This window comes from Halalkalibacillus sediminis (assembly GCF_002844535.1).
Taxonomy (GTDB): domain Bacteria; phylum Bacillota; class Bacilli; order Bacillales; family Alkalibacillaceae; genus Halalkalibacillus_A; species Halalkalibacillus_A sediminis.
On sequence record NZ_PJNH01000003.1, the window covers coordinates 357,624 to 374,925 of the forward strand.

Sequence of the window (17,302 nt, forward strand, 5' to 3'; positions counted from 1 at the left end):
TAAGTGCACTTCTCAGCCAGTTATACTTCCTTTGATTTATCTATTTTCAATTTTATGATTCAGAGCTATCCTGATCGACTAATCCAAGTGTCTTCTCTGTCGACTCATGAATCTCATGGATCAACTCTGGATTATCCGATAACTTCTGTCCGTAAGATGGAATCATCTCTTTAATTCTCGGTTCCCACTCTTTAACATGATCTGGGAAGCATCTTTCAAGTACATCGAGCATGACGGATACCGCCGTAGAAGCACCTGGTGATGCACCAAGTAATGCTGCGATAGAACCGTCTGATGCGCTCACAACCTCTGTACCAAACTGGAGTGTACCTTTACCACCATCTTCGGTGTTCTTAATGATTTGAACGCGTTGTCCAGCCGTGACCAATTTCCAATCTTCACTTTTAGCATCCGGAACAAATTCACGTAAGGCTTCCATCCGTTGTTCTTTATCCAACCGTAATTGCTGAAGCAAGTACTTAGTCAGAGCAAAGTTTTTAAGTCCTGCTGCAGACATCGTGATAAGATTATCTGGCTTTACAGAAGCAAATAAGTCCATATTCGAACCTGTCTTCAAGAACTTCGGAGAAAATCCAGCAAACGGTCCGAAGAATAATGACTCTTTATTGTTGATCATTCGAGTATCCAAGTGTGGCACCGACATTGGTGGTGCGCCCACTGGAGCTTTCCCGTACACTTTCGCACGGTGTTGTTCGACCAATTCTTGATTTTCACTAACCAAAAATAACCCACTGACAGGAAAACCGCCCATCCCTCTTCCTTCACGGACGCCCGCTTTTTGAAGAAGGTGGATGCTTTTACCGCCGCCACCAATGAAGACGAAATTAGACGTATGCTCCTCGACTGAACCAGAGTCCAGGTCACGAGCCTTCACTTCCCATGAACCGTCAATCTTCTGTCTAAGATCATCAACATTATGATTGTATTGCACGTTCACACCTTGCTCTTCCAAATGGCTGAACAATTTCCGTGTCAATGCACCAAAATTGACGTCCGTCCCTGGCTCAATTTTCGTAGCAGCGATCGGTTGATTCAACGTGCGGTCCTTCATCATTAGAGGAATCCACTTCTTCAGTTGTTCCGGATCATCAGAAAATTCCATCCGCGAAAATAAAGGATGGTTAACCATCTTATCGTAACGTTTTTTCAAAAAGTCTACGTTATCTTCGCCTAAAACGAAACTCATATGTGGCAACCCAACAATGAATTCACGAGGGTTTTGAATCAAGTTACTGTTTACTAAGTATGACCAAAACTGCATGGACACCTGATAGTCCTCATTGACTTTGATCGCTTTACTTATATCAATAGAACCGTCCGGCTGCTCATTCGTGTAGTTCAACTCGCATAACGCAGCATGTCCAGTCCCCGCATTGTTCCATTCATTAGAACTCTCCGCTCCTGGACCTTCCAACCTTTCAAAAACGGTGATGTTCCAATCCGGAGCTAATTCCTTCAACAATGACCCCAGCGTCGCACTCATAATTCCAGCACCAATTAAGATAACGTCTGTTTGTGTATGTTCGTTGCTCATTTATCTTTCAGTCTCCCTAACTTGGCTTCATATATAGCCGACTATTCACTAACTATCAGTAGACATAGTTCGACCTAGTAAAACATTTCCTCACTACTTCCAGTTTATCACTAATGGTTGGGAATTAAAATAATTATTGTGCATATTGCGGGGTTAAGGTGACCTTTAATTTGTAAAAAAATCTCCACTCATCACTATACTAGTAATGCAGGCTTTGAGGATATTTGTCTAATTAAGCCTACTAATTTTCAATACCTTTCCATATGTTGTCTAAATAACTTCCAGCCATCCTTTTCCTTTTTGAAAACTTCCATCGCCAAAGCACTTGCCACTTTTTCACCCGATAGATAAAAATCTATAATTGAAGAAAAAATCATTTCATCTTCTGATCTAAGATGATTGGTTAAATCATTATACTCCCACACTGGAGATTGATTGTTATAAGAGTTAATTGTTTCGACATTAGATTTTTTATATGAATCTCCATCGTAAATCTCATAATCAACGTCATTGTAATATCCAAAATAACCTATAAAATCATCTGAAATCCATCTGTTGATTTCGTGTACGTCGCCATTATTTAAAGTAGTACGGTACCTTTCAACTTCTTTTAGTGCTTCTTTCTCCATTCTTTTACCTCCACTCGCTTTGATTAATTTTTTATTACCGACATATTAACATATATTTCTAATCAAAGAACCTAATTTTAGTGAACTGATACGTGAATTCGGTCTCTAAAAATAGTGTATCTATGACTCAAACAATGGAAAGGATGATAGTATAGTAGATTTTTAGATAATGGACGAGCAGGTGGACTAGCGGTGTTATTATTGATGGCAACGAAACTAGTAATAGGATTCATTTTATCTCGGCTATTGTCTTATGGGAAATGCAATATATGAAGAAAGTGTGCCTATTTCTCAAATATTATTTACGATTTTTTTGTGGGGAGTTTTATTATTTTTAGTGGAAATCATCTCACAGAAGTCCCTCTTTTTACGAAACAAGTTCGACGGGAAGCCCTCAACCGTTATCCGAAATGGACAGATTGACTATAAAGAACTAAAAAAGAGTCGAATGAATATAGGGCAACTACAGAGTTTGCTCAGACAATCTGAAATCTTCTCCATCCGGGAAGTAGCCTTTGCCCTTATAGAACCTAATGGATCAGTCAGTGTTATAAAAAAATCCCAATACCAAAAGACAACATTAGAGGATTTCAATATGGCACCACAGCCCGTGTATCTTCCAATCACTTTGATTAAAGACGGGCAATTAATTAATGAGCATTTGAAAGAAGTAAATAAAGACGAGCAGTGGTTAATGAATCAGCTAGCAAATCACAGCATCAGTAACATGAAAGATGTGCTTTTTGCAGAGTGGTTAGAAGGCGATGGGTTATTCGTTGTTCCACATGAAACGCAAGCATACTCTTGAAGATCTTTCTATAAAACCCTCAAAATTGTATAGTATTTCCGCTTCTCCTCATAATAGCTCTTATCGATTATATTAAAAAATGGAGGCTCATAAGAATGAAACAAACTGATGATGATTTTTCGGAGAGTTTTTTGCCATTATCCAGTTTACAAAATGGCTTTGGAGAGGAAGTAACTAAAGAATTGTTTCAGTATGTCAATAAAATCGTCAATGTGTTTTTTTATGGCGAGGAGAATTCAGATCGGTGGGTATTAATAGACGCGGGTATGCCACACGCCAAAGAAGACATTATGAAAGTGGCTAAAGAACGCTTTAAAAAGGATTCCGAGCCAGCAGCGATTATTTTAACCCATGGGCATTTTGACCATGTTGGAGCCCTTAAGCCTTTGTTAGAGGAATGGCAAGTTCCGGTATATGCTCATGAGCTAGAGTTGCCTTACTTAACTGGACAAAAAGATTATCCAAAAGGGAATCCAGATGCAGGCGGAGGTTTAGTCAGCGCGATCTCCCCGATGTTTCCGAATCACGGGATTGATCTCTCCAAATATGTAAGAATGCTTCCGAGCACTGGTGAAGTTCCAGAAATGCCGGGTTGGAAGTGGTTTCATACACCAGGACATACAGATGGGCATGTATCCCTTTTTCGGGAAAAAGACCGTCTACTTATTGCTGGAGATGCGTTTGTAACAGTCAAACAGGAGTCCCTATTCAGTGTAGTTACTCAGAGGAAAGAACTGAGCGGACCACCAAGATATTACACTACTGATTGGCAGAAAGCCAAAAAATCGATCGAGACGTTGTACCACTTATCGCCACAAATAGCGGTTACAGGTCACGGCATGCCATTTGAAGATGATGAACTCTTAGCTTCATTAAAAGACTTGCTTGACCGCTTCGATGAAAAATCATTTCACTAAAGACGACATAATTGAGGCTCTTAAGAGCTTGTCATGTACTTCTTTTCATTTATCCTCCTTCATATACATTTGTAGAGAATTTAAAATGGGAGGAAACGAATGAGGAACTTCATGGATAGTGCTGAGTTTGAACATTCATTTTGGTTACAAGTGTTAGGAGACCACGCACGGTTTATTAGGGATTCACTGTATCCATCTGAAACTGAAAATGTTAAGCATGCACAAGAGTTCGCCAACATTTTTGACCAATACTTAAAATTGGTCCGTGATGGAAATGTGAGTGACTACAAGTCTTTTTCAGGTGAGGTGGAAGCGAAGGTCCAAATGTTTCGCCAGTTTAAGTTAAACTTGCTGAAACTCCAGCTTCAAGGTAAAGTCGGTATTCATCTACCGCCGACTTTTATCAACCATATGGTGAACGAACTAGACGAATATTTACTTGTCATCAGTTATTTGAGTAAAGGTGAAGCTCCACCCGTATTTCATGAGGTGCACCACCATACGCTATGGCTACTAGATGCAAGTGGTCATGCAGGTGCGATCAATGATGAACTTGACGGAGTAGAAATGCGTTTAAAAAAGAAAAGCACGGAATTTGCCAATCACTTCAACGATTTTTACTTAAAGGCAGTTGAACTTGCAGGTTATTTGAGGACTAATTTAAATGATTTCCCAGCCCTTCAACGGTTTAATAATGACGTCAACGCTGAAATGCATTTATTTAAAGTGTTTCTTAGGGAACTTGAAGAAATGGAACTTTCCGAAACGGTTCTTGGTACCTTTTCCGGCCTGATGGCTGACCACATGGCAAGAGAAGAATGCTATTACTTATATAAGTTAGCCGAGTCTACTAACAGTAATTATCCGGACTGTGACCCCGCTAAGCCTCGCACCAAAGATCCTTATTAAATAAATAGGTGTGGGAAAGTCTGCACCAAGTCCTTCCTACACCCTTGCGTATCCAATTTGATTATGCTGATGGCAACATTGTTTCTTTTTCTTTATACATTATCGTTAGCAATCCGATTATAAACTAAGAAAGAATAGTACCTTAAACAGACATGAGCGAAAAGATACTGCTGTACGGTTGTTTTAATTAAATCCTTAAATAGTAGAAAGGATTGATTTTGCATGTTTTTTCGCTATATCTCTTCGCTCTTGTATAGTTAACTTGTTAAATTGTTGATCATTAGGCAATATAAGATAACTTAAAAACACGCCTCCCAACTGTCTTGCACAAAAGTCGATATCAACTTGTTGACCCTTACGTTCAAAATGATATTCTAATCCTTTTTTTAAACTTGAAAAAATAATTTCTGGTAAATTAATTTTATCTGTTAAATTTCCTCTTAAACTCTCTGATAAAAGCATTCTTACTAATTCATAATTTTTTGATAAAATTTCTAGTCGATCTTCAATAATGTTCATCAAAAATAATTCAGTATCATCTTCTTTTGCGATTTTCAATACTTTGGACTCAAACTTTTTCTCTAATACATGTTTGATAACTGTAATAAATAGGTTTTCTTTCGTGGAATACCTCCGATACAGTGTAACTTCTGCCACGCCTGCTTCTTTAGCAACTTCCTGTGTTGTCCCTTGCATTCCTTTTTTTATAAAAACAGAGATAGCTCCTTTAAAGATTTGTTCCGTTTTATCCATCAACATTCGTCACCTTCTCTCTATTTTTGAATGATTAGCCGGTTTGTGAAAATAATGATGTTTTTTTTATTTTTACAAACCTATCTAAAATAATCAAGATTGGCGGCATTACAATTAGTGTAGAGAATAAAGCAAGTGAAATGTTAATGAGAGTCATTAGTCCAAAATTGCTCAAAATCACAAAATCGGATATAAGCAAGGCACTAAATCCACCAATTGTCGTGATAGCTGATACAAAAACGGCTTTACCAATGTTTTTATTGGCCATTTTGATAGCTTCCCTACTTTGATAACCTTTCTCTCTTTCTTCATAATATCTTTCCATGATTAATACGGTAAACTCTGTACCAATCCCAATAATTAATGCTCCCAATGTCGCAGTTAGTGGTGTGTAACTCATATCAAGAAAGTACATTGCTAAACCAGACCAACCCACAATGAATATAATAGGCAATAAAGGGATAAAAGCTTTGACAGGATGACGATAAATGAGTAACAAACTAATGAAAACAAGTCCCATTCCAAGTAATGTCATTTGATATCTTCCAGTCGTTAGACCCTGCATCATTTCCACATCTAACACCGATTTACCCGTAATGGTTGTTTCCGCCGCATCCAGATTATTATTTTTCAAATAAACGCCTAAGTCATTAATGAATATTTCTAATTCACTTGCTTCTAAATGTTCAATTCCTACCGTAATATGACCTTTTGTCTGTGATTCATTTAAAAAGAGTTTTAACCGGTCTTCAGGTATGTTAGTAACGGTTTCCTTAAATTGTTCGCCTTCTGGCAACTCTTCATTGTTCATTTGCTTCACAATGCTCGTAAGCGAGTTTGTGTTTACAACAACTTCAGGAAACTCAGTTTCAATGGATTCTGTCAAATTATCAACCCATGTATTCACTTGATCTGAAAAGATATCGTCGCTTTCATATACAATGGATATTTGGTCTGTTGTGCCGATAACATCCCGTAATTTATGAATGTCGTTTAGTTCCTGTGTATCCTGGGGCATAAATGTCTCAACATCTGTTTCCGCATCAGCATCCAGGTCCACCCAAATACCAAAAATTGCAGTGACAGCTGCGATTATGATGATTACCCAACGAAAGGTAATCGTTTTCCTGGTGATCCACCCAAGTACTTTATCCGTTTTGGGAGGTGTCTTCTTTTGTAGTTGTTTCGGTTGTTCCTTTTTTTCATTATTAAAGAAATAGTCTCGTGTAAATAATATTGGAGTTAAAAAAAACAACCCTAGAATAAAACTTACCACTAAACCAATTGTCAACATTTTACCGAAGTCTTGGATCATTGGTACAGGTGACGTATACAATGAAATAAACCCAAGTGCTGTAGCAATCATTGCAGTTAAGACTGCTGGAGCCATCTTCGTTACCGTTTTATTTAAACTGTTCTTTGCTTTAATTTTATTGTTATTCATTTGAATCCTCCTTCGTCATTTCCTCTGCATAACGATTTTGGAACTGAATGGCATAATCGATACCGAGTCCAATTAAAATTGGAAAGACAGCCATCGATACCATGGTAATTGGTATTTGTAACCAGCCCATTAAACCAACCGTTCCGATAACTGCAATGAGAACGGTTACTAATGGCAATAATCGCCATCGGACTTTAAAGACAATAGACAACACAATGACCATGATTATTAGCGCAAGCCCCATCATGGATTTAATACTCTCCTGCATGGAAGTTCGAGTAGCATGATCAAGTACAGGTTTCCCAGACACCATTGTTTCTGCTGATTCAATTTCTTCCCTATCCAAATAGTTGTTGAGCGACTCAATTACTTCTGTTTTCTCTGCATCTTCTGTGGCGCCATTAAGCTTTATTATCATGGTCATGTATTGATCATCTATGACTACTTCTTCAAACACTGGGCGAAGTTCGCCATTATCATAAATCATCTTATCCAGTGTTTGTTGGCTTTTAGGGAATCCATCTTTAAACTTTTCCGATTGGTTGTTTGCCATTTCTTCCACAAGTGTGACTGGACTTACTATACTGTATATCGAATCATTCATTTGCAGCGTATCTTCAATCCCTTTCATATGCTCTAAATTCTCTAGGGTAAGTAAATTTTCCGATTCATACAAAACAATAATCGACTCTCCCCCAAACTCTTCCTCTAACATTAAGTTATCTTGATATACAGTCGAACTAGGTTCTACTAGCGTATCGTTCCCGGTCGCCATAAATACACCTTTTACGCCTACTGCTAATAGAATCACTATAATCACTGTAAAAAATATGGACTTTATCGGGTATTTACTCAATACTTTGGCAATCTTTTTTAACATATTCCTGTAATCCTCCTTTATCTAGCTACTTAAATGTATGTTAGTAATAACTTTCATTAATTAGAAAAAAATTAGCCCTCTTCTAATGGGCACTTTTTTAAATACAATGTTAGTTATCACTAACATACATATTAGCAATAAATATCATGATTGTAAAGGAGGCTTTGAAAAGCATAGGAAACCGTATTTGTATAAAGTAAGAACTTTCGCTCTTAGATTGCTCCCTTTTTATTCGTATAGATTTTGGATATGATTCCCTTCGCTTCATTTAATAATTTATATGCAATAGGCAAAACTACAATCGATATTCCCACTAGGTTTAGAAATGAGGTGAGTTGTCGATGCTTCAAAAATATAAAAACTTTTTTTCGATTCTTATTCAGTGGATTTTCTTTGGAAGCATAATTGGTTTAATCGTTGGTTCGGCAACAACTCTCCTTTTAGAAGTAAACGATTTTCTGGGGGATGATATACGTTCAAAAAGAGATTGGCTTATTTTGTTTCTCCCCTTTGGAGGAATAATCATAGGGTACATATATATGAAATACGGAAAGGTATTTTCGAATAATACCTTGAATGACACGGCTGAATTAAATAATCTCGTGATAGACACAGTTCATGGAAAAAAAGAAGTACCGCGTAGAATGGGGCCCATCGTCTATTTCGGGACTTTTATAACAGTCTTGTTTGGCGGTTCTACCGGTCGTGAAGGTGCAGCGATCCAAATGGGAGGCAGTGTAGCTGCAGCAGTCAATAAATTCTTTAAAGTAAACAAACTCGACAAAAAAATCCTAATGATGAGTGGAATAAGCGCTGGCTTTGGTTCTGCCTTTGGTGCACCCATGACCGGTGTTGTATTTGGTATGGAGATGGCTGCATTAGGAAAATTGAGATTTGAAGCACTTGTACCATGTCTTACGGCGAGCTTTGTTGGTCACTATGTAACGACAGCAGCGTGGGGACATAAACACGAAGAATTCATCATACAAAACGTACCTGAAGTTTCGATTATTATATTTATGAAAGTTATTCTCTTAACTCTCATCTTCAGTTTGATCAGTGTTTTCTACTGCCAGTTGAGACATGGAATACAAATTTACTCCGAGAAACTTTTCAAGAAAAATCATATGAAAAGAGCATTTGCTGGAGGAGTCGTCATTGTAGTATTAACATTGATTGTTGGTTCACAAGACTACAATGGCCGGGGATTAGAGATGCTTCAACAATCTTTCCAGGAAGAAGTCCCTCCTTTTGCTTTTTTCGCCAAGCTGATCTTTACTGCGGTAACCTTAGGCAGCGGCTTTGTCGGTGGGGAAGCCATCCCCTTATTTTTCATTGGCGCAACACTAGGTAATGCTTTACATACATTGGTTGACTTACCGATATCGTTTGTTGCTGCATTAGGATTAATTGCTGCCTTCAGTGCTGGTGCCAACACCCCTTTGGCGGCCTTCCTTTTGGCAATGGAGATGTTTAATGGAGAAGGATTAGAATACTTTTTCGTTGTTTGTTTGGTTAGCTATCTATTCTCAGGACATCATGGATTATGGCCGTCGCAGAAAATATATGCACCTAAGAGCCGTTTATATAATCTTCCCCCTGGAGAAACCATAGAAAATGTAGAAAAACAGAAAAAACGCATTAAACAGAATGAATGATGCTGAAAGCCGGCTACCATTTTCTCGTTCGCACCCAGCATTCTGGGACCTTAGATAAACGCCTTATGGCTATTCAGCTTAGTTGTCGGGACCAGGATGGTATCAAAGAGAATTTTTGTTAAAAATTAGACAAACCCTTCCCTTGAACTTTTCGTTTATACCTATTAAAGTATATAATGATGAAATCCAGCCTGAATATGTTCAGCCTGATGAATTAAGCATTTTTACTTTGTATTTTTGGGAACATGTTTCCCTTAACGAAAGGGTTCAGATATATATGAAAGACAATTTTTGGAATGAGTTGCCGCGACCGTTTTTCGTGCTGGCACCGATGGAAGCTGTGACAGATGTCGTGTTTCGCCACGTCGTGAGTGAAGCAGCGAGTCCTGACGTCTTTTTTACAGAATTTACGAATACGGAGAGCTACTGCCACCCGAAAGGTAAAGACAGCGTCAAAGGTCGCCTGACATTTACGGAAGATGAACAGCCGATCGTTGCGCATATTTGGGGAGACAAGCCTGAATACTTCCGCCAGATGAGTATCGGAATGGCCGAAATGGGCTTTCGCGGTGTAGATATCAATATGGGATGTCCAGTGCAGAACGTTGCAGCGAAGGGTAAAGGATCTGGCCTGATTCGATACCCAGAGACTGCAGCAGACATCATTCAAGCAGCCAAAGCAGGTGGAATACCCGTCAGTGTGAAGACTCGTCTTGGATATACGGAAGTCGACGAATGGCGCGACTGGTTGAAGCACCTGTTTGAACAGGACATTGCCAACCTTTCCATTCATTTGCGCACAAGAAAAGAGATGAGCGATTACGATGCTCACTGGGAGCTGATTCCTGAAATCAAGCAACTCCGGGACGAAGTCGCTCCTCACACGCTTCTGACCATCAACGGTGATATCCCTGATCGTCAGAAGGGGATTGAACTCGCAGAAAAATATGGTGTGGACGGCGTCATGATCGGACGCGGGATCTTCCATAACCCATTCGCTTTCGAAAAAGAGAAGAAAGAGCACACTAGTGAAGAGCTACTCGATCTCCTCAGGCTGCAACTCGACCTTCACGATAAATATTCAGAAGAACTCGAACCAAGACAGTTCAAACCTCTTCGACGCTTCTTTAAGATTTACGTCAAAGGTTTCAGAGGTGCCAGCGCTTTGAGAAACGATCTGATGAGCGCCAATTCAACCGATGAAGCACGTGCGCTGCTCGATGAATATACAGGGGGCGGAAAATTGAAGGAAGCAGAAGGATTTTCAATATCTTAATGATAGTCCGGATTGTTAGAACCTAATCATTTACCAGAAGAGAAAAGCAATTAGTGCTTTTCTCTTTTTTATGATTAAAAAAGTTATTATTTCCCTTTAATTTTTTGTTAATTTTGTTTATATATTTCCTTATCGGTTATATAGATGTAATAAAGGAGGGATTTTATGTCAAACGAATATGTTATGGAAGGATTAGCGAACCTTTTTAAAGGTAAAGAAGCTGTCGGTGGAAAGTTGTATTTATCAGAAGAAGAATTAAACCACCACCCTCACAAATTAAACGTCCAAAAGGGAGATACCACCATTCGCTTAGAAGAGGTCAGCGAAATTGAGTCAAAAAAATCTTTTAAGGTTCTCAATAACGTAATGATCGTTAAGACAGTGAGTGGTGAAGAACACAAATTCGTGGTGAATAAGCGAAACAAATGGGTTGATAAAATCAATTCATTAAGAGAACGCAGTGAAACAACCACAGGGGTATAGGATTGTAGGACCGACATAGAGACATAAAGCAACCAGATATACTTAAGAAAACATTCAGTCGCATATTCTAGGATACAAAACACTGAAAGAACTTCCTACCAATCAGGAAGTTCTTTTTCTTTATTTAGATAGAATAGTATGTTTCCTTGTTGGGAGATCGACGTACTAGTGATCAAAAGATATTTACACCGACCTACTCGTAATATCCTTCGCTCGTAAAACTGCTTTTTCCGCTGCCAAAAGAGCTCCTTCAAGATGACCCCCACCATGCTGCGAATCAGCTTCTGTACCTGCAAAGACAATCTTGTTTTCCCACATTTCCGCTTCTGGTGGTAGGCCATAAATCGGAAATTCTCTTAACGGGTCCAAGTCCTCCTCTACTGCCGTCAGGGAATCCTGGGACCAATCCTTATATAAAATCGTCTCTACTTCTTGTGCAGAGGGTCCAAAAAGCCGAACCAGCTGGTCTTTAACTTGTGCTAATACTCTATCCTTTCCAAATTGCCGACGTGTTATTGCTGGCATACCGAAGAACCCGAATAACGCACCAGATCCTGTTTCGGGTGAAGCATCATGAATTTCCTGTAATGGTCCAGCCCAACTCGTTGCAAAACCAGAGAGACCAGCTTCCCTCCAAAAAGGTCGATCATAGATAGCAATAGCCTTGGCCTGCCCTGCCATCCATGTCGGTTTACTGACAAGGTTATTAATGACGTTTGGAGGAAGAGAAGGTGAGAATTCGATCTGCTTCGCCACAATTCTTGGAGGCAATGCTAAGATGACGGCGCTCGCTGAAAGCGTTCTTGGCTGTCCATCAGCACCATCTGCTTCAATCGTTATAGCACCTTTTTCATCATATCGAATGGCTGTCACCTGGGTTTCTAATTCTACTACTTCATCGGGAATAGTACTTGTTACTGAATCGATTAATGTCTGCACACCGCCTTTTATTCTTACGGACTCGCCTCCCGCATTTTCAGGGAGTATCATTCGTTCAGGACGCACATTTTGATCTCGTTCAGCAAGTATTGTGCCTTTGGCGTACTGTTCGAATGTATCTATGTTCAGTTCTTTTACAAGGTTGGTAATTCTACTTTCAAACTGCGGCCAAAACCATGTGGGACCTAAGTCAAAGTTGCCTAGCTCAGGTCTATTGTGTACAGAGGTGCTTAAGACTCTGCCACCACACCGATCTCTAGCCTCTAGAACCTTACATTCTATGCCTTCTGCAGTCAGCAATGACGCAGCCCACAGACCACTTAAGCCCGCTCCAACAATAACAATTGGATGTTTCATGTATTTTCACCCTCTCCACTCTTATTATTTGTCTTACCACTGAGTGACAACCACATTGTGGCCATTTTGTTATTTTTCTTTTCTCTCTAATGCCAAATCTTTCATCGTTGATCGTTTGATTTCACCAATAAGTTCAGGTTGAGCAGATAAATTCTCTCCATAAGATGGAATCATTTCTTTAATTTTCGGTTTCCAGTGCTCAAGCTTTGTAGGGAAACAATCCTCAAGTAATCGAACCATGTCGGAAACAGAAGTCGAAGCACCTGGCGAACCTCCGAGAAGTGCCGCCAATGTTCTGTCCTCACTATGAACAACCTCCGTATCACTGAATTGGATGATTCCTTTGCCCTCGGACGTATCCTTGATCACTTGTACGCGTTGCCCCGCAATTTTCAGCTCCCAATCCTCGTCTTTTGCATCAGGGAAGAATTCTCGTAATTCATTCATTCTTTCCTTCTTTGTTAGACGTAGTTGCTGGATCAAGTATTGCATCAGCGAGAAATTTTTGATGCCTGCCGCAGCCATCGTAAATAAATTATTCGGTTTAACCGAGGTAAAGAATTCTTTTTTGGAACCTGACTTGAGAAATTTCGGTATAAAGCCTGCGAATGGCCCGAAAATCAACTTTTTTTCGCCACCAATATACCTTGTATCTAAATGGGGAACGACCATTTTTGGTGCACCCGGTGGATTTTTGCCGTACACTTTTGCATAATGCTTTTCGATGATTTCTGGGTTTGTACATTCCAAATACTGCCCGCTGATCGGGAAGCCACCAATGTGTTTTCCTTCAGGGAGCCCAGTCTTTTGTAGTAAAGGTAAGCTCCCCCCGCCTGCTCCTATAAAGACAAACTTAGCTCTATGGCTTCGAACTGACCCTTTTCCATCACGAACTTTCAACTCCCATAACCCCTCAGAAGCTTGTTTAATATCCAACACATTGTGATTGTAATGGATGTCTACATCCTCTTGTTCTAAGTAATTACACATTTTACGTGTTAGTTCCCCATAATTTACATCGGTGCCATCATCGATCTTCGTTCCAGCAACCGGTTCATCTGAGGAACGGTTATTCATGATAAGCTGGAACCATTCCGTTAACTGCTCCCTGTCTTCCGAATACTCTATTTCTTGAAATAAAGGGTGCGCTGACAATGCGTCATATCGCTTTTTTAGAAATTGAACATGGGCCTCCCCTTTAACAAAACTCATATGAGGCAAACCAGTAATGAAATCACTTGGATTTTCAATTAATTTTCGTTTTGCCAAATGAGCCCAGAACTGCCTCGATAATTGAAATCGTTCGTTAATTTTTACCGCCGCCTCTATATCAATGGTGCCATCTGGCTGTTCAGCTGTGTAATTCAACTCACATAACGCAGCGTGTCCCGTACCTGAATTGTTTCGTTCATTAGAACTTTCCCCACCGGCAGATCCTAGCTGCTCAAACACGGTAAGCTTCCAATCAGGTTCTAGTTCTTTAAGCAATACACCCAAAGTGGCACTCATAATCCCAGCACCTATTAACACAACGTCGGACGTAGATGTTTCATACTTCATATGAACATACCCCGTTTTTTAATAGTCTTGTAGACATTTTATATATTCTAAGGTTATTTCGCAAAAGACTACTACCGAAACAATTGAACATATGTTTCTCTTCAATAGAGTTCGTTACCAAAAATCCAACTAAGAATTCGACGTCTAAATAAAAAAAGAGCCGATCCCCCAGCACAGGGTGGCTCCTCAAGTGAATGAATCAGGAACAATTCTCTTCAAAAACAACTGCTATTTATTTGGCAATGGAGCATGTTGTGAAATCAATCCTTTATCCACTAATTCACTCCAGAAAGCTTGCGGAATTTCTTGCTTCATCATTTCTACATCCTCTGCATTATGCTCGGGACGAGTTGAACCTGGAATCACGCCCCTTACAGCTGGGTGTGCAGTTGAAAACTGTAAGGCTGCCGCTTTCAAGCTTACGTTATAACTATCAGCGATTTCTTCAAGCTGTCTAACTTGATTCAATACCTCGTCAGGGATATCAGCATAATTAAAGTGATTTCCGCCAAGCAACACACCAGAATTAAACGGGCTACCTACCACGATATCGACACCTTTTTCTTCTGCTTTCGGCATCATACGCTGTAAAGCATGCTCATGCTGTAAAAGAGTGTATTGGGTAGCAGATAAGCATACATCCGGCTGGCTTTCTTCCAAGTCCAACGCAAGTTCGATTGGTTCGGTTGTATTTACACCGAGTCCCCAGGATTGAATGACCCCTTCTTCACGAAGGCGATTTAAGACTCGAAACGCTCCATTTCTAGCCTCATCAAACTTCGTAATCCATTCATCTCCATGAAAATCAGGGGAAACATCATGAACAAACACCATATCTAGACGATCAGTTTGTAACCGTTCCAGACTTTGTTCAATGGACTTCAGAGTCGCTTCCTCTGTATAGTCAGTAATTATTTTGTTGGGACGTCCATCCTGGAAGATCCCCTCTTTTTCTTCTTTCTCATCAGAGATATACCGTCCAATTTTCGTACCTATGAAATAATCATCACGATTATACTCCGATAAAGCTTCGCCTAAACGCATTTCCGCTAAACCTGCTCCATAAAAAGGGGCAGTGTCAAAATAGCGTACTCCTTGATTCCAGGCGGATTGGATAGTTTCCTGGGCTTCCTTTTCAGGAACGTCTCTGAACATATTCCCGAGTGGTGCGGTTCCAAGACCTACTTTATGTTTAAGCGCTTGCTCTAACGACTTCATCACAATTCCTCCTCGTATTATGAAGATCTATTGGTCTTTTTCCGCAATTACCCTGTGCGAAACATGAGGAGTTGATAAAGCAAAAAATCAAGTGAGTTCAAGTGATTTTTAAATTTAACCTAATACCGCTTTATCGCTCGCAATTTGTTCGCCACGAATGCGCTGGAATTCGTCTAGTAAGTCTTTGATTGTGAGATTTTGTTTTTCTTCGCCTTTAACATCGAAAATGATTTGGCCTTTGTCCATCATGAACAGGCGGTTACCTAAGTCTAGTGCTTGTTGCATGTTGTGGGTGACCATCATGGTCGTTAAGCCAAATTTAGAGACAACATCGCCTGTGATTTTTGTTATTAACTCTGCTCGTGACGGGTCGAGTGCTGCTGTATGTTCGTCTAATAATAAAATGTTAGGCTCTGTAAAAGTTGCCATCAAGAGTGATAAGGCTTGGCGTTCTCCGCCAGATAGTAAGCCAACTTTCGCATTCAGGCGGTCTTCTAGTCCTAAGTTGAGCGTATCAAGATATTCTCGGAAATAGTCTTTTCGTTTTTTTGAAACACCTGGAACAAGCCGACGCTTCTTGTCTCTGGCGTATGCCATGGCTAGGTTTTCTTCAATGGTCATGGATGGTGCTGTTCCTGCCATTGGGTCTTGGAACACGCGACCTATCATTTTTGCGCGCTTATATTCAGGAAGGTTCACAACGTTTTTATCATCAATCAGCACATCGCCCACATCGGGAATTAAGCTTCCTGAAATTACATTCATGAGTGTTGATTTACCTGCACCATTACTTCCAATAACCGTCACGAATTCACCTTTTTTTAATTCTAAATTAATATCATCTAAGGCATTCTTCTCGTCCGGTGTACCTTCATTAAATGTTAGGGATACGTCATGTATTTTAAGCACTGGCTTCACTCCCCCTTCGGTCCATGAGTGCTGCTCGTTTGGCTAGTCGACGTTTTTTCTCACGTCTTGCTTGTAATACTTTTGGAGTGACAAGTGCCACTATAACTAATACGGCTGTAATTAGTTTTAGGTCACTCGATTCTAAAAAATCAACTCTTAGAGCAAGTGTGATGACGACACGATAAACGATCGCCCCACCGATGACAGCGAGCGTCACTCTTGCGATCGTTTTTTTACCGAATAATGCTTCTCCGATAATAACGGATGCTAACCCGATAACGATCATACCGATGCCCATGTTTAGGTTTGCAAAACCACCATGCTGTGCGACTAGTGCACCTGATAATGCGACTAACCCGTTTGATAAACCGATACCAATGATGATTAAAAAGTTTGTGTTGGCGGATAAGCTGCGAATCATCTTTTGGTTATCACCCGTGGCACGAATGGCAAGGCCGACTTCGGTTTTTAAGAAGTAATCAAGAATAAACTTAATCGCAATCGTCACGATGGTCATGATAATTAAAATTGCCCAGGTCGTCGGAACTCGATCTGCTCCGATAAATATACTGTTTAAAACTGAATCAATTGCTGGCGACCAGAATGATTGGATTTGGTTAATTATTGTATTTTCATTTAGCATGGAAACCGTTGGCTGACCCATAAATCTAAGGTTAATTGAATATAATGCAATCATCATGAGAATCCCTGAAAGTAGTGCATTGATTTTTCCTTTAGTATGAAGGATTCCTGTAATACATCCTGCAATAAAGCCTGCAAAAGCACCTATTAATGTTGCCATGATTGGAGACATTCCATTAACGATTAACATTCCTGTAATGCCTGCTCCTGTTACAAAACTTCCATCTACCGTTAAATCGGGGAAATCTAGTACTCGGAAGGAAAGATAAACTCCTAAAGCCATAATGGCATAGATGGCTCCTGATTCTACTGCACCAAATAATGATATTAGCATGTCGCCCTCCCTTTCGTTATGTATATGAGTA

16 protein-coding genes are annotated in these 17,302 nt (G+C 39.9%); 6 read left to right on the forward strand and 10 right to left on the reverse strand.

Annotated features, from left to right (window positions below):
• Positions 1–52: 52 nt before the first annotated feature.
• Positions 53–1,555, reverse strand: a complete 1,503-nt coding sequence (gene mqo / locus CEY16_RS11540) for a malate dehydrogenase (quinone) (RefSeq protein ID WP_101332186.1) — start codon at positions 1,553–1,555, stop codon at positions 53–55.
• Positions 1,556–1,803: 248 nt separating this feature from the next.
• Complete coding sequence (locus tag CEY16_RS11545; RefSeq protein WP_101332187.1) at positions 1,804–2,184, reverse strand: DUF4440 domain-containing protein; 381 nt, start codon at positions 2,182–2,184, stop codon at positions 1,804–1,806.
• A 337-nt stretch (positions 2,185–2,521) separates the two neighbouring features.
• Here CEY16_RS11545 and CEY16_RS11550 point away from each other — a divergent pair, with 337 nt between their 5' ends.
• The 3 genes from CEY16_RS11550 to CEY16_RS11560 all read left to right on the forward strand — a co-directional run bounded on the left by CEY16_RS11550 (position 2,522) and on the right by CEY16_RS11560 (position 4,818).
• Positions 2,522–2,992, forward strand: coding sequence for a DUF421 domain-containing protein (locus tag CEY16_RS11550; RefSeq protein WP_238378839.1), 471 nt, complete (start codon positions 2,522–2,524; stop codon positions 2,990–2,992).
• Between the two features lie 95 nt (positions 2,993–3,087).
• On the forward strand, positions 3,088–3,909 hold the full coding sequence (locus CEY16_RS11555; protein WP_101332188.1) for an MBL fold metallo-hydrolase: 822 nt from the start codon (positions 3,088–3,090) through the stop codon (positions 3,907–3,909).
• A 99-nt stretch (positions 3,910–4,008) separates the two neighbouring features.
• Positions 4,009–4,818 carry a DUF2935 domain-containing protein gene (locus CEY16_RS11560; protein ID WP_101332189.1) on the forward strand — a complete coding sequence of 270 codons (810 nt, stop codon included), beginning with the start codon at positions 4,009–4,011 and terminating at the stop codon, positions 4,816–4,818.
• 195 nt (positions 4,819–5,013) lie between these two features.
• Here CEY16_RS11560 and CEY16_RS11565 read toward each other — a convergent pair whose 3' ends face one another.
• The 3 genes from CEY16_RS11565 to CEY16_RS11575 are packed head-to-tail and all read right to left on the reverse strand — an operon-like array spanning position 5,014 to position 7,895.
• Complete coding sequence (locus CEY16_RS11565) at positions 5,014–5,571, reverse strand: TetR/AcrR family transcriptional regulator (protein WP_238378840.1); 558 nt, start codon at positions 5,569–5,571, stop codon at positions 5,014–5,016.
• Positions 5,572–5,605: 34 nt separating this feature from the next.
• Entirely contained in the window at positions 5,606–7,015 is a 1,410-nt protein-coding gene (locus CEY16_RS11570; protein WP_101332190.1) for an efflux RND transporter permease subunit, read from the reverse strand.
• On the reverse strand, positions 7,008–7,895 hold the full coding sequence (locus tag CEY16_RS11575) for an MMPL family transporter (protein WP_101332191.1): 888 nt from the start codon (positions 7,893–7,895) through the stop codon (positions 7,008–7,010). Before CEY16_RS11575 ends, CEY16_RS11570 begins: the two co-directional genes overlap by 8 nt.
• A 341-nt stretch (positions 7,896–8,236) precedes the next feature.
• Between CEY16_RS11575 and CEY16_RS11580 the strand changes: the two genes are divergently transcribed.
• From CEY16_RS11580 to CEY16_RS11590, 3 genes are all read left to right on the forward strand, one after another.
• Positions 8,237–9,553: a chloride channel protein gene (locus tag CEY16_RS11580; protein ID WP_101332192.1), complete on the forward strand. Its 1,317-nt coding sequence runs from the start codon at positions 8,237–8,239 to the stop codon at positions 9,551–9,553.
• Between the two features lie 277 nt (positions 9,554–9,830).
• Entirely contained in the window at positions 9,831–10,829 is a 999-nt protein-coding gene (locus tag CEY16_RS11585; RefSeq protein WP_101332375.1) for a tRNA dihydrouridine synthase, read from the forward strand.
• Positions 10,830–10,994: 165 nt separating this feature from the next.
• Positions 10,995–11,312 (forward strand): hypothetical protein, encoded by a 318-nt coding sequence (locus CEY16_RS11590; protein ID WP_101332193.1) that lies wholly within the window; start codon positions 10,995–10,997, stop codon positions 11,310–11,312.
• 183 nt (positions 11,313–11,495) lie between these two features.
• Here the strand turns inward: CEY16_RS11590 and CEY16_RS11595 are convergent, their stop codons facing one another.
• The 5 genes from CEY16_RS11595 to CEY16_RS11615 form a co-directional block, all read right to left on the reverse strand.
• Positions 11,496–12,608 (reverse strand): flavin monoamine oxidase family protein, encoded by a 1,113-nt coding sequence (locus CEY16_RS11595; RefSeq protein ID WP_101332194.1) that lies wholly within the window; start codon positions 12,606–12,608, stop codon positions 11,496–11,498.
• A 69-nt stretch (positions 12,609–12,677) separates the two neighbouring features.
• Entirely contained in the window at positions 12,678–14,168 is a 1,491-nt protein-coding gene (gene mqo / locus CEY16_RS11600) for a malate dehydrogenase (quinone) (protein WP_101332195.1), read from the reverse strand.
• A gap of 228 nt (positions 14,169–14,396) precedes the next feature.
• Positions 14,397–15,386 (reverse strand): aldo/keto reductase, encoded by a 990-nt coding sequence (locus CEY16_RS11605; protein WP_101332196.1) that lies wholly within the window; start codon positions 15,384–15,386, stop codon positions 14,397–14,399.
• Positions 15,387–15,500: 114 nt separating this feature from the next.
• A complete protein-coding gene (locus CEY16_RS11610; RefSeq protein WP_101332197.1) occupies positions 15,501–16,295 on the reverse strand; it encodes an ABC transporter ATP-binding protein in 795 nt (264 codons plus the stop codon).
• Complete coding sequence (locus CEY16_RS11615; protein WP_101332198.1) at positions 16,288–17,271, reverse strand: ABC transporter permease; 984 nt, start codon at positions 17,269–17,271, stop codon at positions 16,288–16,290. The genes CEY16_RS11610 and CEY16_RS11615 overlap by 8 nt, the downstream gene beginning before the upstream one ends.
• Positions 17,272–17,302: the final 31 nt, after the last annotated feature.

Coding starts and splice junctions, on each gene's coding strand:
- CEY16_RS11605 (WP_101332196.1), bottom strand. CDS start 15,386: ATGAAGTCGTTAGAGCAAGCGCTTAAACATAAAGTAGGTCTTGGAACC.
- CEY16_RS11560 (WP_101332189.1), top strand. CDS start 4,009: ATGAGGAACTTCATGGATAGTGCTGAGTTTGAACATTCATTTTGGTTA.
- CEY16_RS11570 (WP_101332190.1), bottom strand. CDS start 7,015: ATGAATAACAATAAAATTAAAGCAAAGAACAGTTTAAATAAAACGGTA.
- CEY16_RS11575 (WP_101332191.1), bottom strand. CDS start 7,895: ATGTTAAAAAAGATTGCCAAAGTATTGAGTAAATACCCGATAAAGTCC.
- CEY16_RS11585 (WP_101332375.1), top strand. CDS start 9,831: ATGAAAGACAATTTTTGGAATGAGTTGCCGCGACCGTTTTTCGTGCTG.
- mqo (WP_101332195.1), bottom strand. CDS start 14,168: ATGAAGTATGAAACATCTACGTCCGACGTTGTGTTAATAGGTGCTGGG.
- mqo (WP_101332186.1), bottom strand. CDS start 1,555: ATGAGCAACGAACATACACAAACAGACGTTATCTTAATTGGTGCTGGA.
- CEY16_RS11580 (WP_101332192.1), top strand. CDS start 8,237: ATGCTTCAAAAATATAAAAACTTTTTTTCGATTCTTATTCAGTGGATT.
- CEY16_RS11565 (WP_238378840.1), bottom strand. CDS start 5,571: ATGGATAAAACGGAACAAATCTTTAAAGGAGCTATCTCTGTTTTTATA.
- CEY16_RS11555 (WP_101332188.1), top strand. CDS start 3,088: ATGAAACAAACTGATGATGATTTTTCGGAGAGTTTTTTGCCATTATCC.
- CEY16_RS11545 (WP_101332187.1), bottom strand. CDS start 2,184: ATGGAGAAAGAAGCACTAAAAGAAGTTGAAAGGTACCGTACTACTTTA.
- CEY16_RS11615 (WP_101332198.1), bottom strand. CDS start 17,271: ATGCTAATATCATTATTTGGTGCAGTAGAATCAGGAGCCATCTATGCC.
- CEY16_RS11595 (WP_101332194.1), bottom strand. CDS start 12,608: ATGAAACATCCAATTGTTATTGTTGGAGCGGGCTTAAGTGGTCTGTGG.
- CEY16_RS11590 (WP_101332193.1), top strand. CDS start 10,995: ATGTCAAACGAATATGTTATGGAAGGATTAGCGAACCTTTTTAAAGGT.